Source organism: Flavobacterium sp. 9, assembly GCF_002754195.1.
Taxonomy (GTDB): Bacteria; Bacteroidota; Bacteroidia; order Flavobacteriales; family Flavobacteriaceae; genus Flavobacterium.
Genome location: NZ_PEEU01000001.1, coordinates 4,530,604 through 4,551,804, shown reverse-complemented (window position 1 = coordinate 4,551,804; position 21,201 = coordinate 4,530,604). Strand labels below are relative to the sequence as shown.

Sequence of the window (21,201 nt, the reverse complement as noted above, 5' to 3'; positions counted from 1 at the left end):
CAAAAACATCATGAAAAAAATATTCATCCCTATAGTAGCTCTTACATTGCTTTTTGCAAGTTGTAATGAAGATTATGTTGACCCAACAAAACCATCTTTGGAGTTGGTTTTTGGAACCAGAGAAGGAGTCATTGGTGCTGCCAATGGATTACAGCAACTTTGGACTATCGAACGTATAAGTCCTGTTTACAACACGATTACAGGAAACGGATTTACAACAAAAGAATTGCGATTGCTAAATGCCGGAAATGTTGACGAAGGTGAACTTTCTGTTGGTGGCGGCGTTCTTTCGACCAAAAATCAAGTCGTAAACAATCTATGGTCACAATGTCTTGTGATTAAATCTGAATCTCAAAAAGTTATCGATCATATTGATGTATTAACTTCGGAAAACGAAAAAGCAAGTGTTCTTGTTCATGCTACAATTTTTAAAGCAATGGCGATTACAACTCTTGTACAATATTTTCAAAGTGTACCTTTAAAAACAGGAAAAAATGCCACTTTTGATTCCAGAGCAGATGTGTTAACAGAAGCAATTAAAATTCTAAAAGCAACGGAACCTTTATTGGACAAAGCAACAGGATTTTCTGGTTTGGTAGCCGGAGTTAATTATAAAAATTCCGTTTATGCGCTTTTGGCAAGAACCTATTTAATGGCTGGAGATTATGACAATGCCATTACTTATGCAGGAATGGTTGATCTTTCGGTTAAATCAATTTTTGCTTTCGATCAGATTAGTGCAAACCCAATTGCTTATATTTCGATTACGACAAATAATGTTTTTCAACCTGTTGATTTAACCTTAGGATTACCAGCAAGTTTAGCGCCTGATAGCGCAGACGGAAGATTGAATTTCTACATTAAACCAGGTTCAAATCCTACGGTTGCAACTGGTTTCTTTGATTCTAATATTAAACCAATTCCGCTTTATTTACCTGGCGAAATGATGTTAATCAAAGCTGAAGGATATGCGCGTAAAGACAATTTACCACAAGCAATTATAGAATTAAATAAAGTTTTAACCAAAACTGCTGCGGCTGATACTTACGGAATTGGAGCTAATCTTGCGCCATATACCGGAGCGATTACAAAATCTGCAATTTTAACCGAGATTTACAGAAATCGCTGTATCGAAATGTATATGTCAAGCCTGAAACTGGAAGACAGCAGAAGATTTGATCGTCCGGGCGCAGGAACAGCCGGAGCCGAAAGAAACCGTAACTGGTATCCTTATCCGGATTCTGAGAGAAATAATAATACAAACACGCCTCCAGATCCTGCTATCTAAAAATTGTAAAATTGGGGTATGATATAATTCATTTATAGTCCAACATAAATATTGTAAACACGAATTTCACAGATTTGCACAAATTTTAATAGGCTAGCTTAGTTTGCGAAATTAATTTCACAAACCTAATTAGTGTTAATTTGTGAAATTCGTGTTCAAAATTGATTCATAATATTTATGCCCAAACGATAACACTATACCCCGATTTTTTATAAAATAACCACAATTTATTTGTTATGCCAAACAAAAACCCTGAAACTGAACAAGAATCTCTGTATAAAAATTTAGACCAAATGAGCACCAAAGAATTGCTCATAAACATAAATACCGAAGATAAAAAAGTACCACTTATTGTTGAAAAACAAATTCCGAAGATTGAAAAACTGGTAAAAGCAATCGTAAAAAAAATGCAGCTTGGCGGACGGTTATTTTATATTGGAGCCGGAACTTCCGGACGTATCGGGATTCTGGATGCTTCTGAATGTCCTCCAACTTTTGGCGTTCCACACGATATGATTATCGGAATTATTGCCGGTGGAGATACTGCAATAAGAAAAGCAGTCGAAAATGCTGAAGACGATACCGAACAAGCCTGGAAGGATTTATCCAAACATCAAATCTCGAGTCTGGATTTTATTATCGGAATCGCTGCTTCGGGAAACACGCCGTACGTTTTAGGCGGACTCAAAAAAGCAAAAGAAAACAACATTAAAACCGGTAGTATTTCCTGCATTAGCAAAGGTTTAATTGCTGAAGTCGCCGATTATCCAATAGAAGTCGTCGTAGGTCCTGAATTTTTAACGGGAAGTACTCGTATGAAAGCCGGAACCGCTCAAAAACTAACCTTAAATATGATCTCAACTTCGGTTATGATTAAACTGGGAAAAATCAAAGGCAACAAAATGGTTGACATGCAATTGTCTAACGAAAAATTAGTAAAAAGAGCCATTAAAATGATCATGGAAGAACTTAATATCGAACACGATCTTGCTGCCGAATTACTGCAAAAACACAAAAGCGTCAGAGCTGTTTTACAGGAGAATAGCGCTAAGAAATAAAGTAGAGAATAGTTTAAAAAGTGAATCTCTCGCAAAGTCGCGAAGTTTTGTCATTCCGAGGAACGAGGAATCTCCACAAGAAACTCCGCATGCAAAATCTTTAATCTTTGTCGAGCGACTTACGAAGATTTCTCCTCCGTCGAAATGACAATATTGTGTTTTAGCTTCGGGACTATTGTGTCTAATTGGACTTTCATGTGGCAACAAATATTACAAATTAATTTCACAAATAAATTAGTGACAATTCGTGAAATTTGTGTTTAATTGAACTTTTAAATTACACCAACCAAATTAAAAAATAATTTCATAACTAATCCAAAACCAAAATGTCTTCAAGCACCATCTTAATTTTTATCATCGTATATTTTGGACTATTATTACTCATTTCTCAAGTCATAAGTAAAAAAGGACAAGACAATGATTCGTTTTTTAAAGCCAATAAAAATTCTAAATGGTATTTAGTTGCTTTTGGAATGATTGGAACCGCATTATCCGGCGTGACTTTTATTTCGGTTCCTGGCGAAGTCGGATCGCCAAACGGAGAACAATTCAAGTATTTTCAGTTCATTTTAGGAAACGCGATTGGGTTTATTATTATCGCCAAAGTATTACTTCCGTTATATTATCGAATGAACCTTACATCTATTTACGGTTATATCGAACAAAGAATGGGAACAAACAGTTATAAAACTGCTGCGTCGATTTTTTTGGTAAGCAGAACCGTAAGTTCGGCATTTCGATTGTATTTAGTGGTTATTGTTTTACAGCGTTATGTCTTTGATTTTTATGGAATTCCATTTCCTATGACGGTGTTTTTAGCCTTGACTCTAATATTTTTATATACTTACAAAAGCGGTTTAAAAACCATTATTATTACGGATACTTTACAGACTTTTTTCTTAGTTACTTCTGTTTTTATCACCATTTATTTTGTGTGCGACAGTTTGAATTTAAGCGTAATTGAATCTGTTTCAACCATTCGAAAAAGCAACTATTCGCAAGTATTTTTCTTTGATAATTTCTTAACCAGCAAATATCATTTTGTAAAACAAATCCTTGGCGGAATCTTTGTAACCATTGCAATGGTTGGACTTGATCAGGATTTAATGCAAAAAAACCTGAGTTGCAAAAATATCGGCGAAGCACAAAAAAACATGTTTACGTTTACGGGCGTATTTGTGCTTATCAACATTATTTTTCTAAGTTTAGGCGCTTTATTATACATCTACGCAAACAAAAACGGCATTTCAACTCCGCTAGATTTAGTAACCGGAAAACCAAGAACAGATTTACTTTTCCCGGAAATTGCATTGAATCATTTGTCAATTGTTCCGGCATTTGTTTTTCTATTAGGAATTATCGCCGCTACTTTTGCTACGACAGATTCGGCATTGACGGCTTTAACCACTTCATTTTGTGTGGATTTTATGGGAATGGACAAAACAGAAAATCTCTCAAACAACAACAATATCAGAAGAAGACATTTAGTTCATTTTGGATTTTCGATACTATTATTTCTCGTGATTATTGTCTTAAATTCTTTTAATGATAGTTCTGTAGTGGCTTTAATTTTCAGAGCGGCATCTTATACTTACGGACCATTATTAGGATTATATGCTTTTGGATTATTACAAAAATCAAGACGCGTAAACGACAAAATTGTGCCTGTAATTTGTATTATCGCTCCAATTTTGACGTATTTTGTGAGTGAACATTCGGCTTCAATTATAGGTTATACTTTTGATAATGAACTTATAATCTTAAACGGATTATTCACTTATATCGGACTTTATTTTACAAGCAAAACTTCTGAAGAAAAAATCTCTTTTTAAGTCATTTCTATGTAAAATAATCTGATTTTAGCATTTCAATTCAACAGATTTCATAAAATTCAATTTTCATGAACAAAAATATAAGCGCACTTTACCAAATCGCACAAAAAGAAACCCGAAAAATAATCGGATTAATGTCCGGAACTTCGCTTGACGGACTCGATATTGCGTTATGCGAAATTTCGGGCTCAGGCCAAAATACCGCTGTCAAAGTAACTCAATTTGAAACTATCGATTACTCGGAAGAAATTAAAATTGAGATCCGTAAAGTTTTTGCGAAGAAAGAAATTGATTTTCAGCATTTGGTAATGCTTAACGAATGGATTGGTATTTTGCATGCCGAAATGATCAACGCTTTTCTTAGAAAACGAAATATTTCTGCTGATGAAATTGATTTAATTGCTTCGCACGGTCAAACGGTTTTGCATGCGCCAAAGTTTTTGCATCAACAAGAAAAATTTCCAAATGCTACTTTACAAATTGGAGATGGCGATCATATTGCAGTAAAAACAGGCATTATTACTTTGTCTGATTTTAGACAAAAACATATTGCAGCAGGTGGCGAAGGCGCTCCATTGGCGGTTTATGGCGATTATTTTTTATTTGGAAAAAAGGGCGAAAACCGCATTATGCTTAACATGGGCGGAATTGCCAATTTTACTTTTCTACCCGCTTCCCTAAATGCCGAAGAAACTTTTGTAACCGATACCGGAACCGGAAATACCTTAATTGATCTTTTTACAAAACAATATTTTCCTGAAAAAAGTTACGACAAAGATGCCGAAATCGCGCAACAAGGAACTGTAAATCAATCGTTATTAGACAACTTGAAAGACGATACATTTTTCAGTCAGGAATTTCCAAAAACTATTGGTCCGGAACTTTTTGGCGAAGCTTATGTAAAAGCTGCTTTGGCAAAAAGCAATATTGATACAATTTCAGCATCAGATTTATTGGCGACTTTAACGCGTTTTAGTGCCGAAACAATTGCCGAAGCCATTCATTATGCTGTTAAAAAAAGCGCTTCTAAACTTGAAGATTTCAAAATCTATATGTCTGGCGGAGGAACGCATAATCCATTATTAGTAAAATGGTTAAAAGAATTATTGCCTTGTACATTTCACAAAAGTGATGATTTAGGAATTTCAGGCGATGCCAAAGAAGCGGTTTTATTTGCCATTCTTGCCAATCAAACTGTAGCGGGAGAAGATTTTAATTTTGGTTCTCATCAAGGAATCCCATCTGTAACTATGGGGAAAATTTCATTACCCAATTAATATAGAATGTCATGAAGTTAAGAAAAAATCTATCCCGAAGCGTCGGGACGATGGCGAATAAATCTCTCGCAAAGTCGCGAAGTCGCAAAGTCTAAATACAATATTGTCATTTCGACCGAAGGGAGAAATCACACAAGAAACTCCGTAAAGTAATGTCGCCAATCTTTGTCGAGCTACGCGTGTGATTTCTCCCTTCGGTCGAAATGACAAAACTTTGCGACTTCGCGCCTTTGCGAGATTAATTTTATTTTCTAAAAGCTTAACTTAATTATATTAAGCTTCGAGACAATGTGTTAAAAATAATTGCCCCAAACGAATTAAATAAAATAGAAAAATGAAAGATCGCATTATTTCAGTTGATGTTTTAAGAGGACTTACCGTTTTATTGATGACGGTTGTGAATAATCCGGGAAGCTGGGATTATGTTTATCCAATTCTCGATCACGCAAAATGGAATGGCTGCACGCTGGCTGATCTCGTATTTCCGTTTTTTATTTTTGTTGTAGGAATTGCAGTTCCTTTGGCAATGCCTGTTAAACAAGACAAACCCGAAAATATTCTCAAAATAATAACACGTTCGTTGCGCATTATTTGCCTCGGATTCTTTTTGTACTTTTTTAATAGTATTTACTTTTTAGGATTGGATGGATTTCCGCTTTTGCTTGTTCGTTTAGCGATTACATTTATAGTTGGATATGCTTTAATTGGCGATTTTAAGTTAAAAACCAAAACAATTTTAGCTATTAGTTTATTTATAATTTTTCTGACTCTGGCTTATGGCGGACACGAAAACTTTAAAGACGTGAGACTTCCCGGCGTTCTACAACGCATTGGAATTGTGTATTTCTTTGTTTCGATTATCTATTTAAAAACAACTATAAAAACTCAAATCATTCTGAGTTCTTCAATTTTATTGGGATATTGGGCAATAATGACGTTGATTCCTGTTCCGGGAATTGGTTACTCAAACCTTGAACCTATCACTAATTTGGCTTCATGGTTAGACAGTATTTTACTAAAAGATCATATGTATATTGCTACTAAAACCTGGGATCCAGAAGGAATTCTAAGCACTATACCAACTATCGCAAACGGAATAATTGGCTTACTAATTGGGCAATTACTTCTGAAGCCTTTGCCAAAACTGGAAATCGCCAAAAAAATGGGAATCATCAGTATTATATTAATTCTTTCAGGATTATTATGGTCTGTATTTTTCCCAATAAACAAAGCGCTTTGGACGAGTTCTTACGTTTTATTTACTGCTGGAATTGCACTTTTACTTCTTACGTTGATTTACTATATTGTAGATGTATTGGAAAACAAAAAATGGACGAAATTTTTATTGAGTTGGGGCGTAAATCCAATGATTGTATTTTTCGTTTCCGGAATATTGCCTCGCGCACTTGCATTAATTAAAGTTCAGAACCCGGAAAATATTTCGGAACAAATAAACGTTAGAGATTATGCCTACCAATACTGGATTAGTCCACTTTTTGAAAATCAAATGATATCGTCCCTTACTTATTCAGTACTATATATTCTTCTATGGAGTTGTGTTTTATGGTATTTTTACAAAAAGGGCATGATTTTTAAAGTATAAATTCGACGAAAAAACAAGAGGAACTATTCTAAAATTATAATTTCTTATACTCATCTAAAAAAACTATTTTTGGTTTCTGTTAAAAAAGATTGAAATGCATAAAAATCAGCAACTATTATTCTCTATTATATTTTTATTTTTCTTTGGATGGAAATCCAATGCACAGGAAAGAACTGCACATCCTAAAAACGAATTTAGAGGTGTCTGGATTGCAACCGTTGTAAATATCGACTGGCCAAAAACTGCCACCGATGGTGTAGAAAAAGAAAAAGCAGATTATATTGAGATTTTAGACGCTTATAAAAAACTAAACTATAATGCCGTAATTGTTCAGGTTAGAAGTGTTGGAGATGCTCTTTATCCTTCAGAACTTGCTCCGTGGTCTCGATTTTTAACAGGGAAAGAAGGTCAGGCACCAAATCCGTATTATGATGTATTGGCTTGGATGATTGAGGAAGCACACAAAAGAGGTTTCGAATTTCACGCGTGGCTGAATCCTTATCGTGCTACTTTCGATCTAAACAAACAACAATTAAGCCCAAATCACGACATTTTTAAACATCCGGAATGGATGATTGAATATGGCGGAAAAATCTATTATGATCCTGCTTTGCCTGAAGTTCAGGAACATTTGACTAAAGTTGTAAAAGAAGTTGTCGATAAATACGATATCGATGCAATTCATTTTGATGATTATTTTTATCCTTATACTGTTCCCGGAAAAACATTTAATGATACTGTATCTTACAAAAAATATGGCGCAGGTTTAAGCCTTGGCGATTGGCGTCGTGCCAATGTGAGCAACTTTGTTCACACTATTTCGACAATGATTAAAACAAGCAAACCTTGGGTACAATTCGGGATAAGTCCGTTTGGGGTTTGGCGTAATAAATCAGTAGATCCAAAAGGTTCTGAAACTCAATCGACAGCAAATTACGATGATTTGTATGCAGATCCTGTTTTATGGATGGACCAAAAATGGATTGATTATATCGCGCCTCAATTGTATTGGAGCATGAATAATCCGAGAGCTTCTTATTCGAAATTAGTAAAATGGTGGTCTGAAAATTCTAATAATACTGCCATTTATATTGGACACGCTTCTTATAAAATCAGAGGCGACGGTGACAAAAGCTGGAACTTTGCAACTGAAATTCCAAATCAGGTTGATTTTGCCAGAAGTTTTAAAAATGTTGGCGGAAGCGCCTATTTCAGTTCTAAATGGTTCATAGATAAAAACTTTGATGTTGTTCGTTTATTAGCAGAAAACCAATATAAATATCCGGCACTTCCGGCTGCGGTTCCTAATTTGAAACATATTGTAATTGATATTCCGGTTTTAAATGAATTTCAAAAAGACAGCACTAATAAATATGTATTAAATATTAAATCTCCATTGAACACTCAGGTTCGTTATATGGTAATTTACGGCGGAGAAAATGTCTCTAATGTAGATATTAATGATCCTTCGAAAATAGTTGACAAAATCGCGGTTAATCAATATGACGGAACAATTGTATTTTCTATTCCTGCCGAAAAAATGAAACAGTACAAAGCTTGCGCTGTAACATTTATTGATTATTTTGCGAACGAAAGTACACCGACTGCAATCGACTTAAAAAAGAATTATAAAATCTATACCCCTGCACAACCTGATGAAAATAGATAATAAACCCTGGTTCTGGATTCCGTTTCTAAATTTTGCATCCGGTTTGCCATATGCCGTAATTATCTCAGTTTCTGTAATTATGTACAAGAATCTGGGTATTTCAAACGAAGACATTGGCGTTTATACCAGTTTATTATACTTACCTTGGGTTATAAAACCGCTTTGGAGTCCGTTTATTGAGTTGACGGGAACTAAAAGAAAATGGTTTTTATCGATGCAATTATTAATTTCGATTGCCTTTTTACTGGTCGGATTTACGATTCCTGCGAGTGGCTTTTTTATAATGACTTTAGCAATTTTCTGGGTCGCAGCTTTTGCTTCGGCTTCGAATGATATTGCGACTGATGGCTTTTATTTATTGGTTTTACCAAAAGAACAGCAATCTTTTTTCCTTGGAATCAGAAGCACATTTTACAGACTTTCGATGCTTGCCGGAAACGGATTAATTGTTTTGCTTGCCGGCTATTTAGAACATAAATATGGTGACAATACAAAAGCCTGGTCTTATACCATGATTTTTGTTGGTTTATTAATGACATTTATTACGATTTACAATTTCATTTTTACTCCAAAAGACGAAATAAATGCATCAGAAAGTACCGATAAAGCACATCATCAAAACTTTGCAACTATATTTATAAGTTTCTTCCAAAAAAAACAAATTGGAATAATTCTGGCTTTTATACTTGTTTTCAGACTTGGTGAATCTCAGTTACTAAAAATGTTAACTCCGTTTTTACTTGATAAAAAAGAAATTGGCGGAATGGGACTAGATACTGAAGCCGTTGGAATAATCTATGGAACTTTAGGGATTTTTGCTTTAACCGTTGGAGGAATTTTAGGCGGAATCGCACTCTCAAAACACGGTCTGACTAAATGGATGTTTCCAATGTTTCTTGCCATGCATTTGCCTATTCTTGGTTTTATTGGATTAGCTCATTTTCAGCCGCAAGAGCTTTTTCATCTTCATTTAAATTTTTATTTTTTCGAAATTAACTCTCCTTTAAATCTATATACCTGCATTACTGTAATTCTTGAACAATTTGGATACGGTTTTGGTTTCACAGGTTTTATGATGTATTTAATATATGTTGCCGAAGGAGAATCAAAAACAGCACATTATGCACTTGCAACAGGTTTTATGGCATTAGGAATGATGCTTCCGGGAATGTTAAGTGGTTTTATTCAAAAATATTTAGGTTATGAACACTTCTTTATTTGGGTAATAATCGCTACGATTCCAGGTCTTATTTTATCACGTTTTTTAATTTTCCCAAAAGATTTTGGGAAGAAATCTGAAGAAGTTTAAACCCCAAATCAAACATCTTACATATGGAAATCAATGAAAATTTGCAGGCCGAACGCAACTTGAAAGGAGCTGAGTTCGAGAAAACAGGAAATTTAGAAAAAGCAATTGAGTTATATGAGGAAAATGTCAAGGAAAGCTTTAAAGGAAATCATCCTTATGATCGATTAGCAACGATCTATAAAAATGAAAATGATATTGAAAATGAAATTAGAGTTTTAGAAAAAGCCATTATCGTTTACGAAGAAATTACTCTGGTAGACAGACTTGAAGGTTTGCCTAAACTTTTCCGTTTCAAAAACCGACTAGAAAAAGCTATTGAAACCAAAAAACAATTGGCTAAACAAAAGAAAGCAAAATTGAAATAACTGGATTTAAATTAAGCTTAGTTTTCTTTTATATCAGGAGATTAAGTAATTTAAGCCAATCTTTATAGCTTAATATTTTATATGGTAAAAAAATAAGGCAACTTGCTTTTATTTTTACTAAACTTTTTTGAATTATGAGTACTTTAAAACGAACCAATTCAGACGATATCGACTTTATAAATCTTGTTGCTTTGTTGGACAAAGATTTAGCGATTAGAGACGGTGAAGATCACGACTTTTACAATCAGTTTAATAAAACCGATAAGATTAAACATGTTCTCGTTTATTATGAAAACGACATTCCTGTTGGTTGTGGTGCTTTTAGAGAAAAAGAAAGTGGTACGACCGAAATTAAACGAATGTTTGTTCATCATGATTTCCGAAAAAGAGGAATTGCATCTCAGGTTTTGGCCGAATTAGAAATTTGGGCAAAAGAAGTTGGTTATACTTATACTATTCTCGAAACCGGAAAAAACCAACCGGAAGCAATCAATTTATATCAAAAACTGGGTTATTCTATAATTCCGAATTATCCTCCTTACGAAAAAATGGATAATAGCGTTTGTATGAAAAAGACTTTATAATAATGAAAATGACAGCACAAGCATTAAGACAAAAAGTGGGACAATTCTTTTTTCCTGCAGTTTTCATAAACGATACCGAAGAAAACATTCAGGAAACCGAACGTTTGATAAAAGAACATAACATTGGCGGATTGACTTTTTTTCATAGTCGTGCCAGTGCTGCAACCAACTATGAAAGCAAGAAAAAAGTTGTTTTTAATGACGATAGTTATCAAAAAATCAAAGACTTAATTGTTCGTTATCAAAAAGCTGCTTCTACTCCACTTTTAATCAGTATTGATGCCGAATGGGGTTTGGCAATGCGTATCGAAAAAACGCCACAATATCCGTATGCAATTACGCTTGGCGCTTTGCCGGAAAGTAAATCAGCTTTGGTTTATGAAGTTGGAAAACAAATTGGTTTAGACTTAAAAGCTGCCGGAATTCATTATAATTTATCGCCTTTGGCAGATATTAATAACAATCCGAATAATCCCGTTATTGGATATCGTTCTTTTGGCGAAAACAAAGAAAAAGTTGCTGATTTTGCTGTTGAATATCTTAACGGAATGTCTGAAGTTGGGGTTTTAGGCTGTCTGAAACACTTTCCCGGACACGGAAACACGAATGTAGATTCGCATTTGGGATTACCGGTTTTAAAGGAAACTTTAGAAGAATTATTAGAAAACGAATTATATCCGTTCATTAAAGGAATCGAAAATAATGTTGATTCGATTATGATTGGACATTTGGCGGTTCCGAGTTTAAATGACGGAAAAGATACATCGGCAACTTTATCAAAACCTATTATTGAAATACTTTTACGCAAACAATTGGGTTATGATGGTTTGGTAATTTCGGATGCGCTAAACATGCACAGCGTTTCTAAATTGTATGAAACAAAAGGTGAACTGGAATGGGAAGCTTTCAATGCCGGAAATGATGTTTTATGCTTTGCCGAAAATGTTCCGGAAGGAATTGAAGCAATTCTTAAAAATGCATCGCCGGAACGTATCGAAGAAAGTTTCAACAGAATAATGAAAGCCAAAGAAAAAGTTGGAATTATTGCTGATTCTAATTTTACTTCGGGAGAATTAAATTTCGAAAAAACATCAAAACTGAATCTTGAAATTGCTCAAAATTCAATTACAAAAATTATCGATAATTCTAATAGTGAATTAGCTTTTGAATCTCAAAAGAACAATCAATTAGTAAAATTGAGTTTGTATAAAAATGTAGAAAACACGTTCTTCAAAACGATAAATTCAGAATTAAAATCTCCGGAATTTGCTTTTGAAAATTTAGAAGTTTCAAACATTTCTTCGATCGAAAAAGAACTTCAAAATTTCGAAACCATAATTATTTCATTATTTGTTCCAAAGGCAAAACCAATGAACAATTTCGAAATTAATACTGAAGTTTTAGATTTACTTTCAAGATTACTTCAAACCAAAAAATGTATCGTTTATGTTTTCGGAAATCCGTATGTTTTGCCAATAATCCCGAATCTTTCTAAGGCTTCAGGATTAATTCAGGCGTATCAGGATTTTGAAGAATTTCAAAAAATTGCAGGAATTCAATTTCTTGAAAATGCTACTTGCAACGGAAGCTTACCCGTAAATATTGAACTTCAATAAGTTACAGCTAACCATAACTAAATACTATCACTTAATAAATTTTTATAATTACATCTTATTGTAAGTAAGTCTACTTATGCCCTACTTTTGCACCAGAAATAAATTTTTAACGTAAAACGAAAAATATGTCTTTAGTAGGAAAAAAATTCCCAAGTATTGCAGTAGATGCTATCTCAGAAATGGGTGACAACTTAAAAATCAACATCTTTGAAGAAGCAGTAAACAACAACAAAAAAGTATTATTGTTTTGGTACCCAAAAGATTTCACTTTTGTATGTCCAACTGAATTACACGCCTTTCAAGCTGCATTACCAGAATTTGAAAAAAGAAATACTATCGTAATCGGAGCTTCATGTGATACAAACGAAGTACACTTTGCTTGGTTAAACACTCCAAAAAACAACGGTGGAATTGAAGGTGTAACTTACCCAATCTTAGCGGATACAAACCGTAACTTATCTAACATTTTAGGAATTTTAGATATCGATTCTACAGAATACAGCGAAGAAACTGACTCAGTTATCATCGAAGGTTCAAACGTAACTTACAGAGCTACTTACCTTATTGACGAAACTGGAAAAATCTTCCACGAAAGTGTTAACGATATGCCATTAGGTCGTAACGTAAACGAATACTTACGTATGGTTGATGCTTATACTCATATCCAGGAAAAAGGTGAAGTTTGTCCTGCAAACTGGGAAGCTGGAAAAGAAGCTATGTCTGCTGACAGAATTAGTACTGCTGAGTACTTAAGCGCTAATTAATTCCTTTTAAAGGTTCTAAGATACTAAGATGCTAAGGCTCTAAGATTTTCTCTTAAAGCCTTAGTAACTTAAAATCTTACTGCCAAAAATTATTCAAAAGAAGCTGAAACAAAGAAGCTAAAAAACTTAGCAACTCAGAATCTAAGTAACTCAGAACCTCAAAAAACAAAAACATGTTAATCGACTTAAACGAAGATACGTTAGCAGATTTAGTTGCTAAAAACGAAAAAGTAGTAGTACAATATTCAGCTTCATGGTGTGGAAATTGCCGTATTATGAAACCAAAATTCAAAAAATTAGCAACAGAAAATGAAGCTATCACTTTTGTTTTGGTTGATGCAGAAAATTCTCCGGAATCAAGAAAATTAGCCAATGTAAGCAACTTGCCAACATTCGCAACTTTCGTAAACGGACAATTAGTTGGAGAAACTCAAACCAACAAACAAGAAGTTTTAATCGACTTGGTAAACGCAATTGCGTAATTAGATTATGAGACTTGCTTAGATTTTTAGACTACTTAGATATTTCTAAAAATTTGAAAAAGTCTAAAATGTCTAAGTAGTCTAACAATCTAAAATCTAGAAAATGAAATTACCCGTAATAAAGCAATTGACCCAATTTATCGAAGAAAACGATCAGGATTACATCATTGAAACGATTGAAGTTCTGGAAGCGATGACTGAAATTCCGTCACTAAAAGATGAAGAATTAGATGTAATTGGCGAATTAATTTCAAATATGTACGGTGCGCTTGAAGTACACAAAATGGTAGTTCAGGGCACAGATAAAAAAGAAGCTTTGAATGCGTTTATGAAACGTGTTTTAGGTTCTATCGATAAATAATCGACGCTTTTTCTTAAGAAGAAATAAAAAAAACATGACTTAAAAAACGCTTTCATTCCAAGGAGGCGTTTTTTTTTGGTTTTCAATTTTCTGCACAAACAAAGTCATTGCGAGGAACGAAGCAACCACACTAACAATAATCAAACTTTACAAAATAAAAACGCAAACTATAGTGATATTGCTTCGTTCCTCGCAAAGACAAAACATCACGTTGATAACATAAATCCTCAAATTATTCGTTATCTTATTACTAGCTTAATTGTAGCGACAACCCACAACAAATACTTTTAGATTCAAATATTAATCCTTACTTTTGAACCTCATTAATTTAAACAAAAATCATGGCTTCAATAACATTAGGAGGAAATCCAATTCATACTTCAGGCGAATTACCAACAGTTGGATCGCAACTTGCTGATTTCAAATTAGTACAAAACGATTTATCAGTTGCTTCACTAAGCGATTTCGCAGGAAAAAAATTAGTTTTAAACATTTTCCCAAGTATCGATACAGGAACTTGTGCGACTTCAGTTAGAAAATTCAACGAAAGTGCAAGCAACTTAGAGAACACTACAGTTTTATGTATTTCAAGAGATTTACCTTTTGCTCAAAAACGTTTTTGTGGTGCTGAAGGATTAGCAAATGTTGTAAACTTATCTGACTTTCAAGAAGGTACGTTTGGTAAAACAAACGGTTTAGAAATCGTTGACGGGCCATTGGCTGGTTTACATTCAAGAGCGATCATTGTTGTTGATGCTGATGGAAAAATTACTCATACAGAACAAGTTGCTGAAATCGCAAACGAACCAAATTACGAAGCAGCTTTAGCAGCACTATAATACCAATAAATGGAATTTCAAAAAGACAATACTTTTGTTACAGGCCGTCTTAAAAGCATGACTTATGCTTTTAACGGTGCTGTAAAACTTATAAAAACAGAGCACAGTATCATGGTTCAATTCTCATTGGGAATTTTCATGACCATTGCTGGTTTTTATTTTCATATTTCGCAAACCGAATGGCTTTGCCAAACATTAGCAATCGGCTTAGTTTTAAGCGTTGAAGGATTGAATACGGCTGTTGAAAAAATAGCTGATTTTATTCATCCTGATTACAGCAGACGAATCGGATTTATAAAAGATATTGCCGCTGGTGCAGTATTTTTTGCCGCAATGACAGCGATCGCAATAGGCTTGATTATTTATATACCAAAATTTATATAGGCAATAGGAAACCCCATAATGGCAAAAACAACAAAAAAAGAAACTTTAGACAAAAAAAACGAACCAAAAGCTGAGACGATAAAGTCCTGGAAATTAACCAAACAACAAAAGTTTGTTTTGGGATGCCTTTTGATACTCTTTTCAGTTGCATTATTAGTTGCATTCATTTCTTTTTACGTCAACGGACAATGGCAAGCTGACCAAAGTGCAGTTAGCCAGCTTAGCGACCGTACTGAAATCGTAGAGAACTGGCTCGGAAAATTTGGAGCTTATCTCGCCGACCTGATCGTATATAGAGGATTTGGAATTGCTTCTTTTGTATTAGTTCGACTATTTTTCCTTACCGGAATGTTTTTAGCATTAGAATTATCTCTAAAAAAACTAAAAAACATATGGTTTTGGGACTTATTTGCTATTATCATTGTTTCTGTTCTATTTGGATTTTTCGCCACTTCAGCACCTGAATTAGGCGGAACAATTGGTTATGAATTAAATTTATTTCTACAGGATTACATCGGAAAAACAGGAACTTTATTGACCTTGCTTTTCGGGTTAATCGTTTATCTGATTTTTAAAATCAAACTTTCTCCTGAAAAAATTCAGTCGTATTTTGATTCTACTAAAAAAGAATTCAACTCCGAATTAAATTCGATAAAAACGCCTCAACAACCAGAAAGCGCATACAATCTGGAAGAATTTGCGATTGAAGAAGATCCGGAATTAGACAATATTCACTTAAAAACTGAAGTTTCTCAATTCGAATTAAACAAAGAAGCTTTAAAACCAACAATAAATCATTCTTCGGAAATTGATTTAAATCCGGTTTTAAAACCTCTTCAAATGGATATTAATCCTGTAACAACAGCTCCGGTACACACTGAAGAATTTGTTATCGAAAAAGCTGAAGAAGAAGATATTATCGAAGAAAACCTGGCTTCTCGCCTTGTTGCAGATTTTGGATTGTTTGATCCTACTTTAGATTTATCGAATTATAAATTTCCAACGATCGATTTATTAAAAGAATATTCGACTGGAGGAATCACGATTAATCAGGAAGAATTAGAAGAAAATAAAAACAAAATTGTAGATACTCTTCGTAACTATAAAATTGAAATTGCACAGATTAAAGCGACCGTTGGTCCATCTGTAACTTTATACGAAATTGTACCGGAAGCAGGAATCAGAATCTCTAAAATTAAAAGTTTAGAAGATGATATTGCTTTGTCACTTTCTGCATTAGGAATTCGTATTATCGCGCCAATTCCAGGAAAAGGAACAATTGGTATTGAGGTACCGAACAAGAATCCTACTATGGTTTCTATGAAAAGCGTTATTGGATCAGCTAAATTTCAGGAAGCCGAAATGGAGTTGCCAATTGCTTTAGGAAAAACAATTTCGAACGAAACTTTTGTGGTCGATTTAGCAAAAATGCCTCACTTATTGATGGCGGGTGCTACAGGACAAGGAAAATCTGTTGGTTTAAATGCGGTTCTGACTTCTCTTTTATACAAAAAACATCCAGCCGAAGTAAAATTCGTTTTGGTCGATCCGAAAAAAGTAGAACTTACGCTGTTCAATAAAATAGAAAGACATTATTTAGCCAAACTTCCTGATGCTGGAGACGCTATTATTACAGACAATGCAAAAGTCGTGAACACTTTAAACTCACTTTGCGTTGAAATGGACAATCGTTATTCATTATTGAAAGACGCAATGGTTCGTAATATTAAAGAATACAACGAAAAATTTAAAGCGAGAAAACTAAATCCCGAAGCCGGACATCGTTTTCTGCCTTATATTATATTAGTTGTCGATGAGTTTGCCGATTTGATTATGACTGCCGGAAAAGAGGTAGAAATTCCTATTGCTCGTTTGGCTCAGTTAGCGCGTGCAATTGGTATTCACTTGATTATTGCAACACAAAGACCATCTGTTAACGTTATTACAGGTTTGATTAAGGCGAATTTCCCTGCCAGAATTGCTTTTAGAGTAACTTCAAAAATTGACTCGAGAACTATTCTGGACACGCAAGGAGCCGATCAATTAATTGGTCGTGGAGATTTATTATATACCAACGGAAATGATGTTGTTCGTGTACAATGTGCATTTATTGACACTCCTGAGGTCGAAAAAATTACGGATTTTATTGGTTCCCAAAAAGCTTATGCCACAGCATATTTGCTTCCGGAGTTTGTTGGAGAAGAAACTGGCATTAATCTTGATATGGATATTTCCGAAAGAGATACTTTATTTAGAGAAGCTGCTGAGATTATTGTTAACGCGCAGCAAGGTTCAGCTTCATTATTGCAAAGAAAATTAAAATTAGGATACAACAGAGCCGGTCGTTTGATCGATCAGCTGGAATCAGCTGGAATTGTTGGTCCGTTTGAAGGCAGTAAAGCACGAAGTGTGAACATATCTGATTTGAGTGCTCTTGATCAATTTTTTAATAATGAACAAAATTAATCCAATCATGAAAACAAAAATTCAAGAAATCAACCACAATTCTATCGCAAACATGACTAAAAAGTGTCTTCAAATGGCAATTATTTTGCTTTTGAGCTTCACTTCTATTCAAGCTCAGGATAAAAAAGCGAAAGATTTATTGAACGAAGTAACTTCTAAAATAAAAAGCTATGACAACATTGTTATCGACTTTAAATATTCTTTGAATAATGCAAAAGAAAATATCAATCAGGACAGCAAAGGAAATGTAACAATGAAAGGCAATCAATATGTATTGAATTTTATGGGCGTTACTAAGATGTTTGACGGACAAAAAACATACACCATAAATCCTGAAGATGAAGAAGTTACTATATCTAAAGTAAACGAAAAAGACGATACTGCTATTACGCCATCAAAGATGCTTACTTTCTTTAATTCCGGATACAAATACAACATGGATATTGTTCAAAATGTAAAGGGAAGAAAAATTCAATATATCAAATTGGCTCCTACAAATACAAAAGATCAAAGAAAAGAGATTCTTTTAGGTATTGATGTTCAGACAAAACACATCTATAATTTGATTGAAACTGGAAAAAATGGAACAAAAACAACTTTGACCGTTAATTCTTTTAAAACCAATCAACCTTTATCAAAAAATCAATTTACCTTTGTAGCGAGCAAATATCCAAAGTACTACATCAATAAATTAGATTAATTCAAGGTTGAAAATTTTAGACAAATACTTACTAAAAACATTCTTACTTACATTTACCACGGTATTTGTAATCCTTTTTTTCATATTCATACTTCAAACCGTATGGCTTTTTATCGCAGAACTTGCGGGTAAAGACCTCGATTTGATATTGGTTTTAAAATTCCTGCTATTTTCGATGCCGAGGATTATTCCGCTGGTTTTACCGCTATCGGTTTTATTGGCTTCGATTATGACGTTTGGAAATTTAGCCGAGAATTATGAATTCGCCGCAATGAAATCTTCCGGGATTTCATTGCAAAGAGCGATGCGGGTTTTGATTATATTCATATTCTTTTTAAGCATTGTTGCGTTTTGGTTCGCCAATAACGTGATTCCATATGCAGAATATAAATTTACGAACTTCCGTAAAAATATCGCTCAGGCAAAACCCGCAATGGCAATTGCCGAAGGTCAGTTTAATGATGTTGGTTTCTACAACATTAAGGTGAACAAAAAATCCGGTGAAAACGGAAACATTCTGACTGGAATTACAATCCACGAGAAACCCAATAATATGGGAGAAAACAAAACCGTTATCAAAGCCAAAGACGGAAAATTAATCAGTAACGAGAAATCAAGTATCTTAAAGTTGGTTTTAAATGATGGTTACTACTATCAAGATGTTACTCCGAAAAAATACGAAGACCGTGCTAAACTTCCTTTTATAAAAGGCAAGTTTAAGAAACAAATTATCAATATCGACTTATCTGAATTAAATAAAGTCGATGAAGATAAAGAAAGCATAAGTGGTACAAACGCAATGTTAAACGTTAGCGAATTGCGCTACACTCTTGACTCTCTAAATAAAAACCTGAACAATGAAATTCTTTCTTTTTCAGAAAATATAAATCAACGTGTTGGAATTCGAAAATCTGCAATACCAATAAAAGTAGATTCTACTAAAAAGAAGAAACCGTTGCCAAATGATCTTTTGTCGTTATATAAAAACAAACAAAAGGCAGAAATTTTAAGAATGGCCAGCAGCAATTTAACCAGCAACATCTACTCTATTGAATCGACTCAAAAAGATTTAAAAGACAAACAACGAGATATCAACAAACATTTAACAGCTTTATACGAGAAGTTTGTAATTGCTTTTGCTTGTTTCTTAATGTTTTTTATTGGCGCTCCATTAGGTGCTATTATTCGCAAAGGAGGACTTGGTTTACCAATTGTCTTTGCCGTTTTGATCTTTATCACCTTCCATTTCATCAACACTTTTGGAAAAAGACTTTCGCAAGAAGGCGGTATGACTCCATTTATGGGTTCATGGATGTCATCGTTTGTATTATCACCATTGGCAATATTATTAACGTATCGTGCGACAAACGACAACGGATTAATAAACTTTGATGCTATTATTACTCCAATTTCACAACTAATTCAAAAAATTTCCGAGCGGTTTTTTCCAGCTCAAAATCCACAATAATTATGTCAACAACAAAAATACAATTGAATACCATTGAAGAAGCTATAGAAGATATTCGTCAAGGTAGGGTTATCATTGTAGTCGATGATGAAGATCGCGAAAATGAAGGTGATTTTTTGGCTGCTGCCGAAAAAGTAACTCCGGAAATGATCAATTTTATGGCTACTCATGGACGTGGTTTAATTTGCGCTCCACTAACAGAAAGTCGTTGTAAAGAATTGGACTTAAGACCAATGGTTAGCAATAATACGGATCATATGGAAACTGCTTTTACGGTTTCAGTAGATTTAAAAGGACATGGTGTAACTACCGGAATTTCCGCAGCTGACAGAGCTAAAACTGTATTGGCTTTGACAGATTCAAATGTGAAGCCACATGAATTAGCAAGACCTGGACATATTTTCCCTTTGGTTGCCAAACAAGGTGGAGTTTTAAGAAGAACCGGACACACAGAAGCTGCAATTGATTTTGCAAGATTGGCAGGATTTAAATCTGCTGGTGTAATCTGTGAAATTTTAAACGAAGACGGAACTATGTCTCGTTTACCTGAATTGGTAAAAGTGGCTAAGAAATTCAATCTTAAATTGGTCTCTATTGAAGATTTGGTTGCTTACAGAATGCAACACGATAGTTTGATTGTAAAAAAAGAAGATTTTGATATTGAGACTCGTTTTGGAACTTTTAGATTAAGAGCTTACGAACAAACGACAAACAAACAAATTCATATTGCTCTAACTAAAGGAACATGGAATCTTGGAGAACCAATCTTAACCAGAATCCACTCTTCTCAGGTAAATAATGATTTATTAGGAACTTTAACCAATAATGCTGAACAACAATTAGACGGCATGTTTAAAGTTATTAATGAAAACGGAAAAGGTGCTGTAATTTTCATTAATCAGGATATGCAAGCGGTAAACTTATTAAGCCGTATTTCTGAACTTAAAGCTTTACAAGCTGAAGGAACAATGAAAGCTCCAAAAGTAATTATTGATAGTAAAGATTATGGAATTGGAGCCCAAATTTTGCATGATATTGATATTTCAAAAATTAGATTGGTATCAAATACAGAGCAAACAAAACGTGTCGGAATGATTGGATACGGACTTGAAATTACCGAATACGTAAGCTATTAA

19 protein-coding genes are annotated in these 21,201 nt (G+C 34.1%); all 19 read left to right on the top strand.

Features of this window, described 5'->3' with window-relative positions:
* Positions 1 to 10 precede the first annotated feature (10 nt).
* Complete coding sequence (locus CLU81_RS18890; RefSeq protein WP_099711205.1) at positions 11 to 1,288, top strand: RagB/SusD family nutrient uptake outer membrane protein; 1,278 nt, start codon at positions 11 to 13, stop codon at positions 1,286 to 1,288.
* A 236-nt stretch (positions 1,289 to 1,524) separates the two neighbouring features.
* A complete protein-coding gene (murQ, locus tag CLU81_RS18885) occupies positions 1,525 to 2,346 on the top strand; it encodes an N-acetylmuramic acid 6-phosphate etherase (RefSeq protein ID WP_099711204.1) in 822 nt (273 codons plus the stop codon).
* A gap of 326 nt (positions 2,347 to 2,672) precedes the next feature.
* A complete protein-coding gene (locus CLU81_RS18880) occupies positions 2,673 to 4,178 on the top strand; it encodes a sodium:solute symporter (RefSeq protein ID WP_099711203.1) in 1,506 nt (501 codons plus the stop codon).
* Between the two features lie 68 nt (positions 4,179 to 4,246).
* Positions 4,247 to 5,455: an anhydro-N-acetylmuramic acid kinase gene (locus tag CLU81_RS18875; RefSeq protein ID WP_099711202.1), complete on the top strand. Its 1,209-nt coding sequence runs from the start codon at positions 4,247 to 4,249 to the stop codon at positions 5,453 to 5,455.
* Between the two features lie 334 nt (positions 5,456 to 5,789).
* Entirely contained in the window at positions 5,790 to 7,058 is a 1,269-nt protein-coding gene (locus CLU81_RS18870) for an acyltransferase family protein (protein ID WP_099711201.1), read from the top strand.
* 94 nt (positions 7,059 to 7,152) lie between these two features.
* The gene (locus CLU81_RS18865) at positions 7,153 to 8,727 is read left to right on the top strand and encodes a glycoside hydrolase family 10 protein (RefSeq protein WP_099711200.1); all 1,575 of its coding nucleotides are present in this window, start codon (positions 7,153 to 7,155) and stop codon (positions 8,725 to 8,727) included.
* Positions 8,714 to 10,036: an MFS transporter gene (locus tag CLU81_RS18860; protein ID WP_099711199.1), complete on the top strand. Its 1,323-nt coding sequence runs from the start codon at positions 8,714 to 8,716 to the stop codon at positions 10,034 to 10,036. Before CLU81_RS18865 ends, CLU81_RS18860 begins: the two co-directional genes overlap by 14 nt.
* Positions 10,037 to 10,059: 23 nt before the next feature.
* On the top strand, positions 10,060 to 10,401 hold the full coding sequence (locus CLU81_RS18855; protein WP_099711198.1) for a hypothetical protein: 342 nt from the start codon (positions 10,060 to 10,062) through the stop codon (positions 10,399 to 10,401).
* 134 nt (positions 10,402 to 10,535) lie between these two features.
* Positions 10,536 to 10,985 carry a GNAT family N-acetyltransferase gene (locus CLU81_RS18850; RefSeq protein WP_099711197.1) on the top strand — a complete coding sequence of 150 codons (450 nt, stop codon included), beginning with the start codon at positions 10,536 to 10,538 and terminating at the stop codon, positions 10,983 to 10,985.
* 8 nt (positions 10,986 to 10,993) lie between these two features.
* Positions 10,994 to 12,601 (top strand): glycoside hydrolase family 3 protein, encoded by a 1,608-nt coding sequence (locus CLU81_RS18845; RefSeq protein WP_369804800.1) that lies wholly within the window; start codon positions 10,994 to 10,996, stop codon positions 12,599 to 12,601.
* Between the two features lie 125 nt (positions 12,602 to 12,726).
* Entirely contained in the window at positions 12,727 to 13,365 is a 639-nt protein-coding gene (locus CLU81_RS18840) for a peroxiredoxin (protein ID WP_065450690.1), read from the top strand.
* Positions 13,366 to 13,538: 173 nt separating this feature from the next.
* On the top strand, positions 13,539 to 13,847 hold the full coding sequence (locus CLU81_RS18835) for a co-chaperone YbbN (RefSeq protein WP_007805605.1): 309 nt from the start codon (positions 13,539 to 13,541) through the stop codon (positions 13,845 to 13,847).
* A gap of 103 nt (positions 13,848 to 13,950) precedes the next feature.
* Entirely contained in the window at positions 13,951 to 14,208 is a 258-nt protein-coding gene (locus CLU81_RS18830) for a hypothetical protein (protein ID WP_017495510.1), read from the top strand.
* 341 nt (positions 14,209 to 14,549) lie between these two features.
* Positions 14,550 to 15,047 carry a thiol peroxidase gene (gene tpx, locus CLU81_RS18825; protein WP_099711195.1) on the top strand — a complete coding sequence of 166 codons (498 nt, stop codon included), beginning with the start codon at positions 14,550 to 14,552 and terminating at the stop codon, positions 15,045 to 15,047.
* Positions 15,048 to 15,056: 9 nt separating this feature from the next.
* Complete coding sequence (locus CLU81_RS18820; RefSeq protein ID WP_099711194.1) at positions 15,057 to 15,431, top strand: diacylglycerol kinase; 375 nt, start codon at positions 15,057 to 15,059, stop codon at positions 15,429 to 15,431.
* Positions 15,432 to 15,449: 18 nt separating this feature from the next.
* Complete coding sequence (locus tag CLU81_RS18815; protein ID WP_099711193.1) at positions 15,450 to 17,897, top strand: DNA translocase FtsK; 2,448 nt, start codon at positions 15,450 to 15,452, stop codon at positions 17,895 to 17,897.
* A gap of 7 nt (positions 17,898 to 17,904) precedes the next feature.
* Positions 17,905 to 18,597, top strand: coding sequence for an outer membrane lipoprotein carrier protein LolA (locus CLU81_RS18810; protein WP_099712806.1), 693 nt, complete (start codon positions 17,905 to 17,907; stop codon positions 18,595 to 18,597).
* 7 nt (positions 18,598 to 18,604) lie between these two features.
* Complete coding sequence (locus CLU81_RS18805; RefSeq protein ID WP_099711192.1) at positions 18,605 to 20,065, top strand: LptF/LptG family permease; 1,461 nt, start codon at positions 18,605 to 18,607, stop codon at positions 20,063 to 20,065.
* Between the two features lie 2 nt (positions 20,066 to 20,067).
* Positions 20,068 to 21,201: a 3,4-dihydroxy-2-butanone-4-phosphate synthase gene (gene ribB / locus CLU81_RS18800; RefSeq protein WP_199174578.1), complete on the top strand. Its 1,134-nt coding sequence runs from the start codon at positions 20,068 to 20,070 to the stop codon at positions 21,199 to 21,201.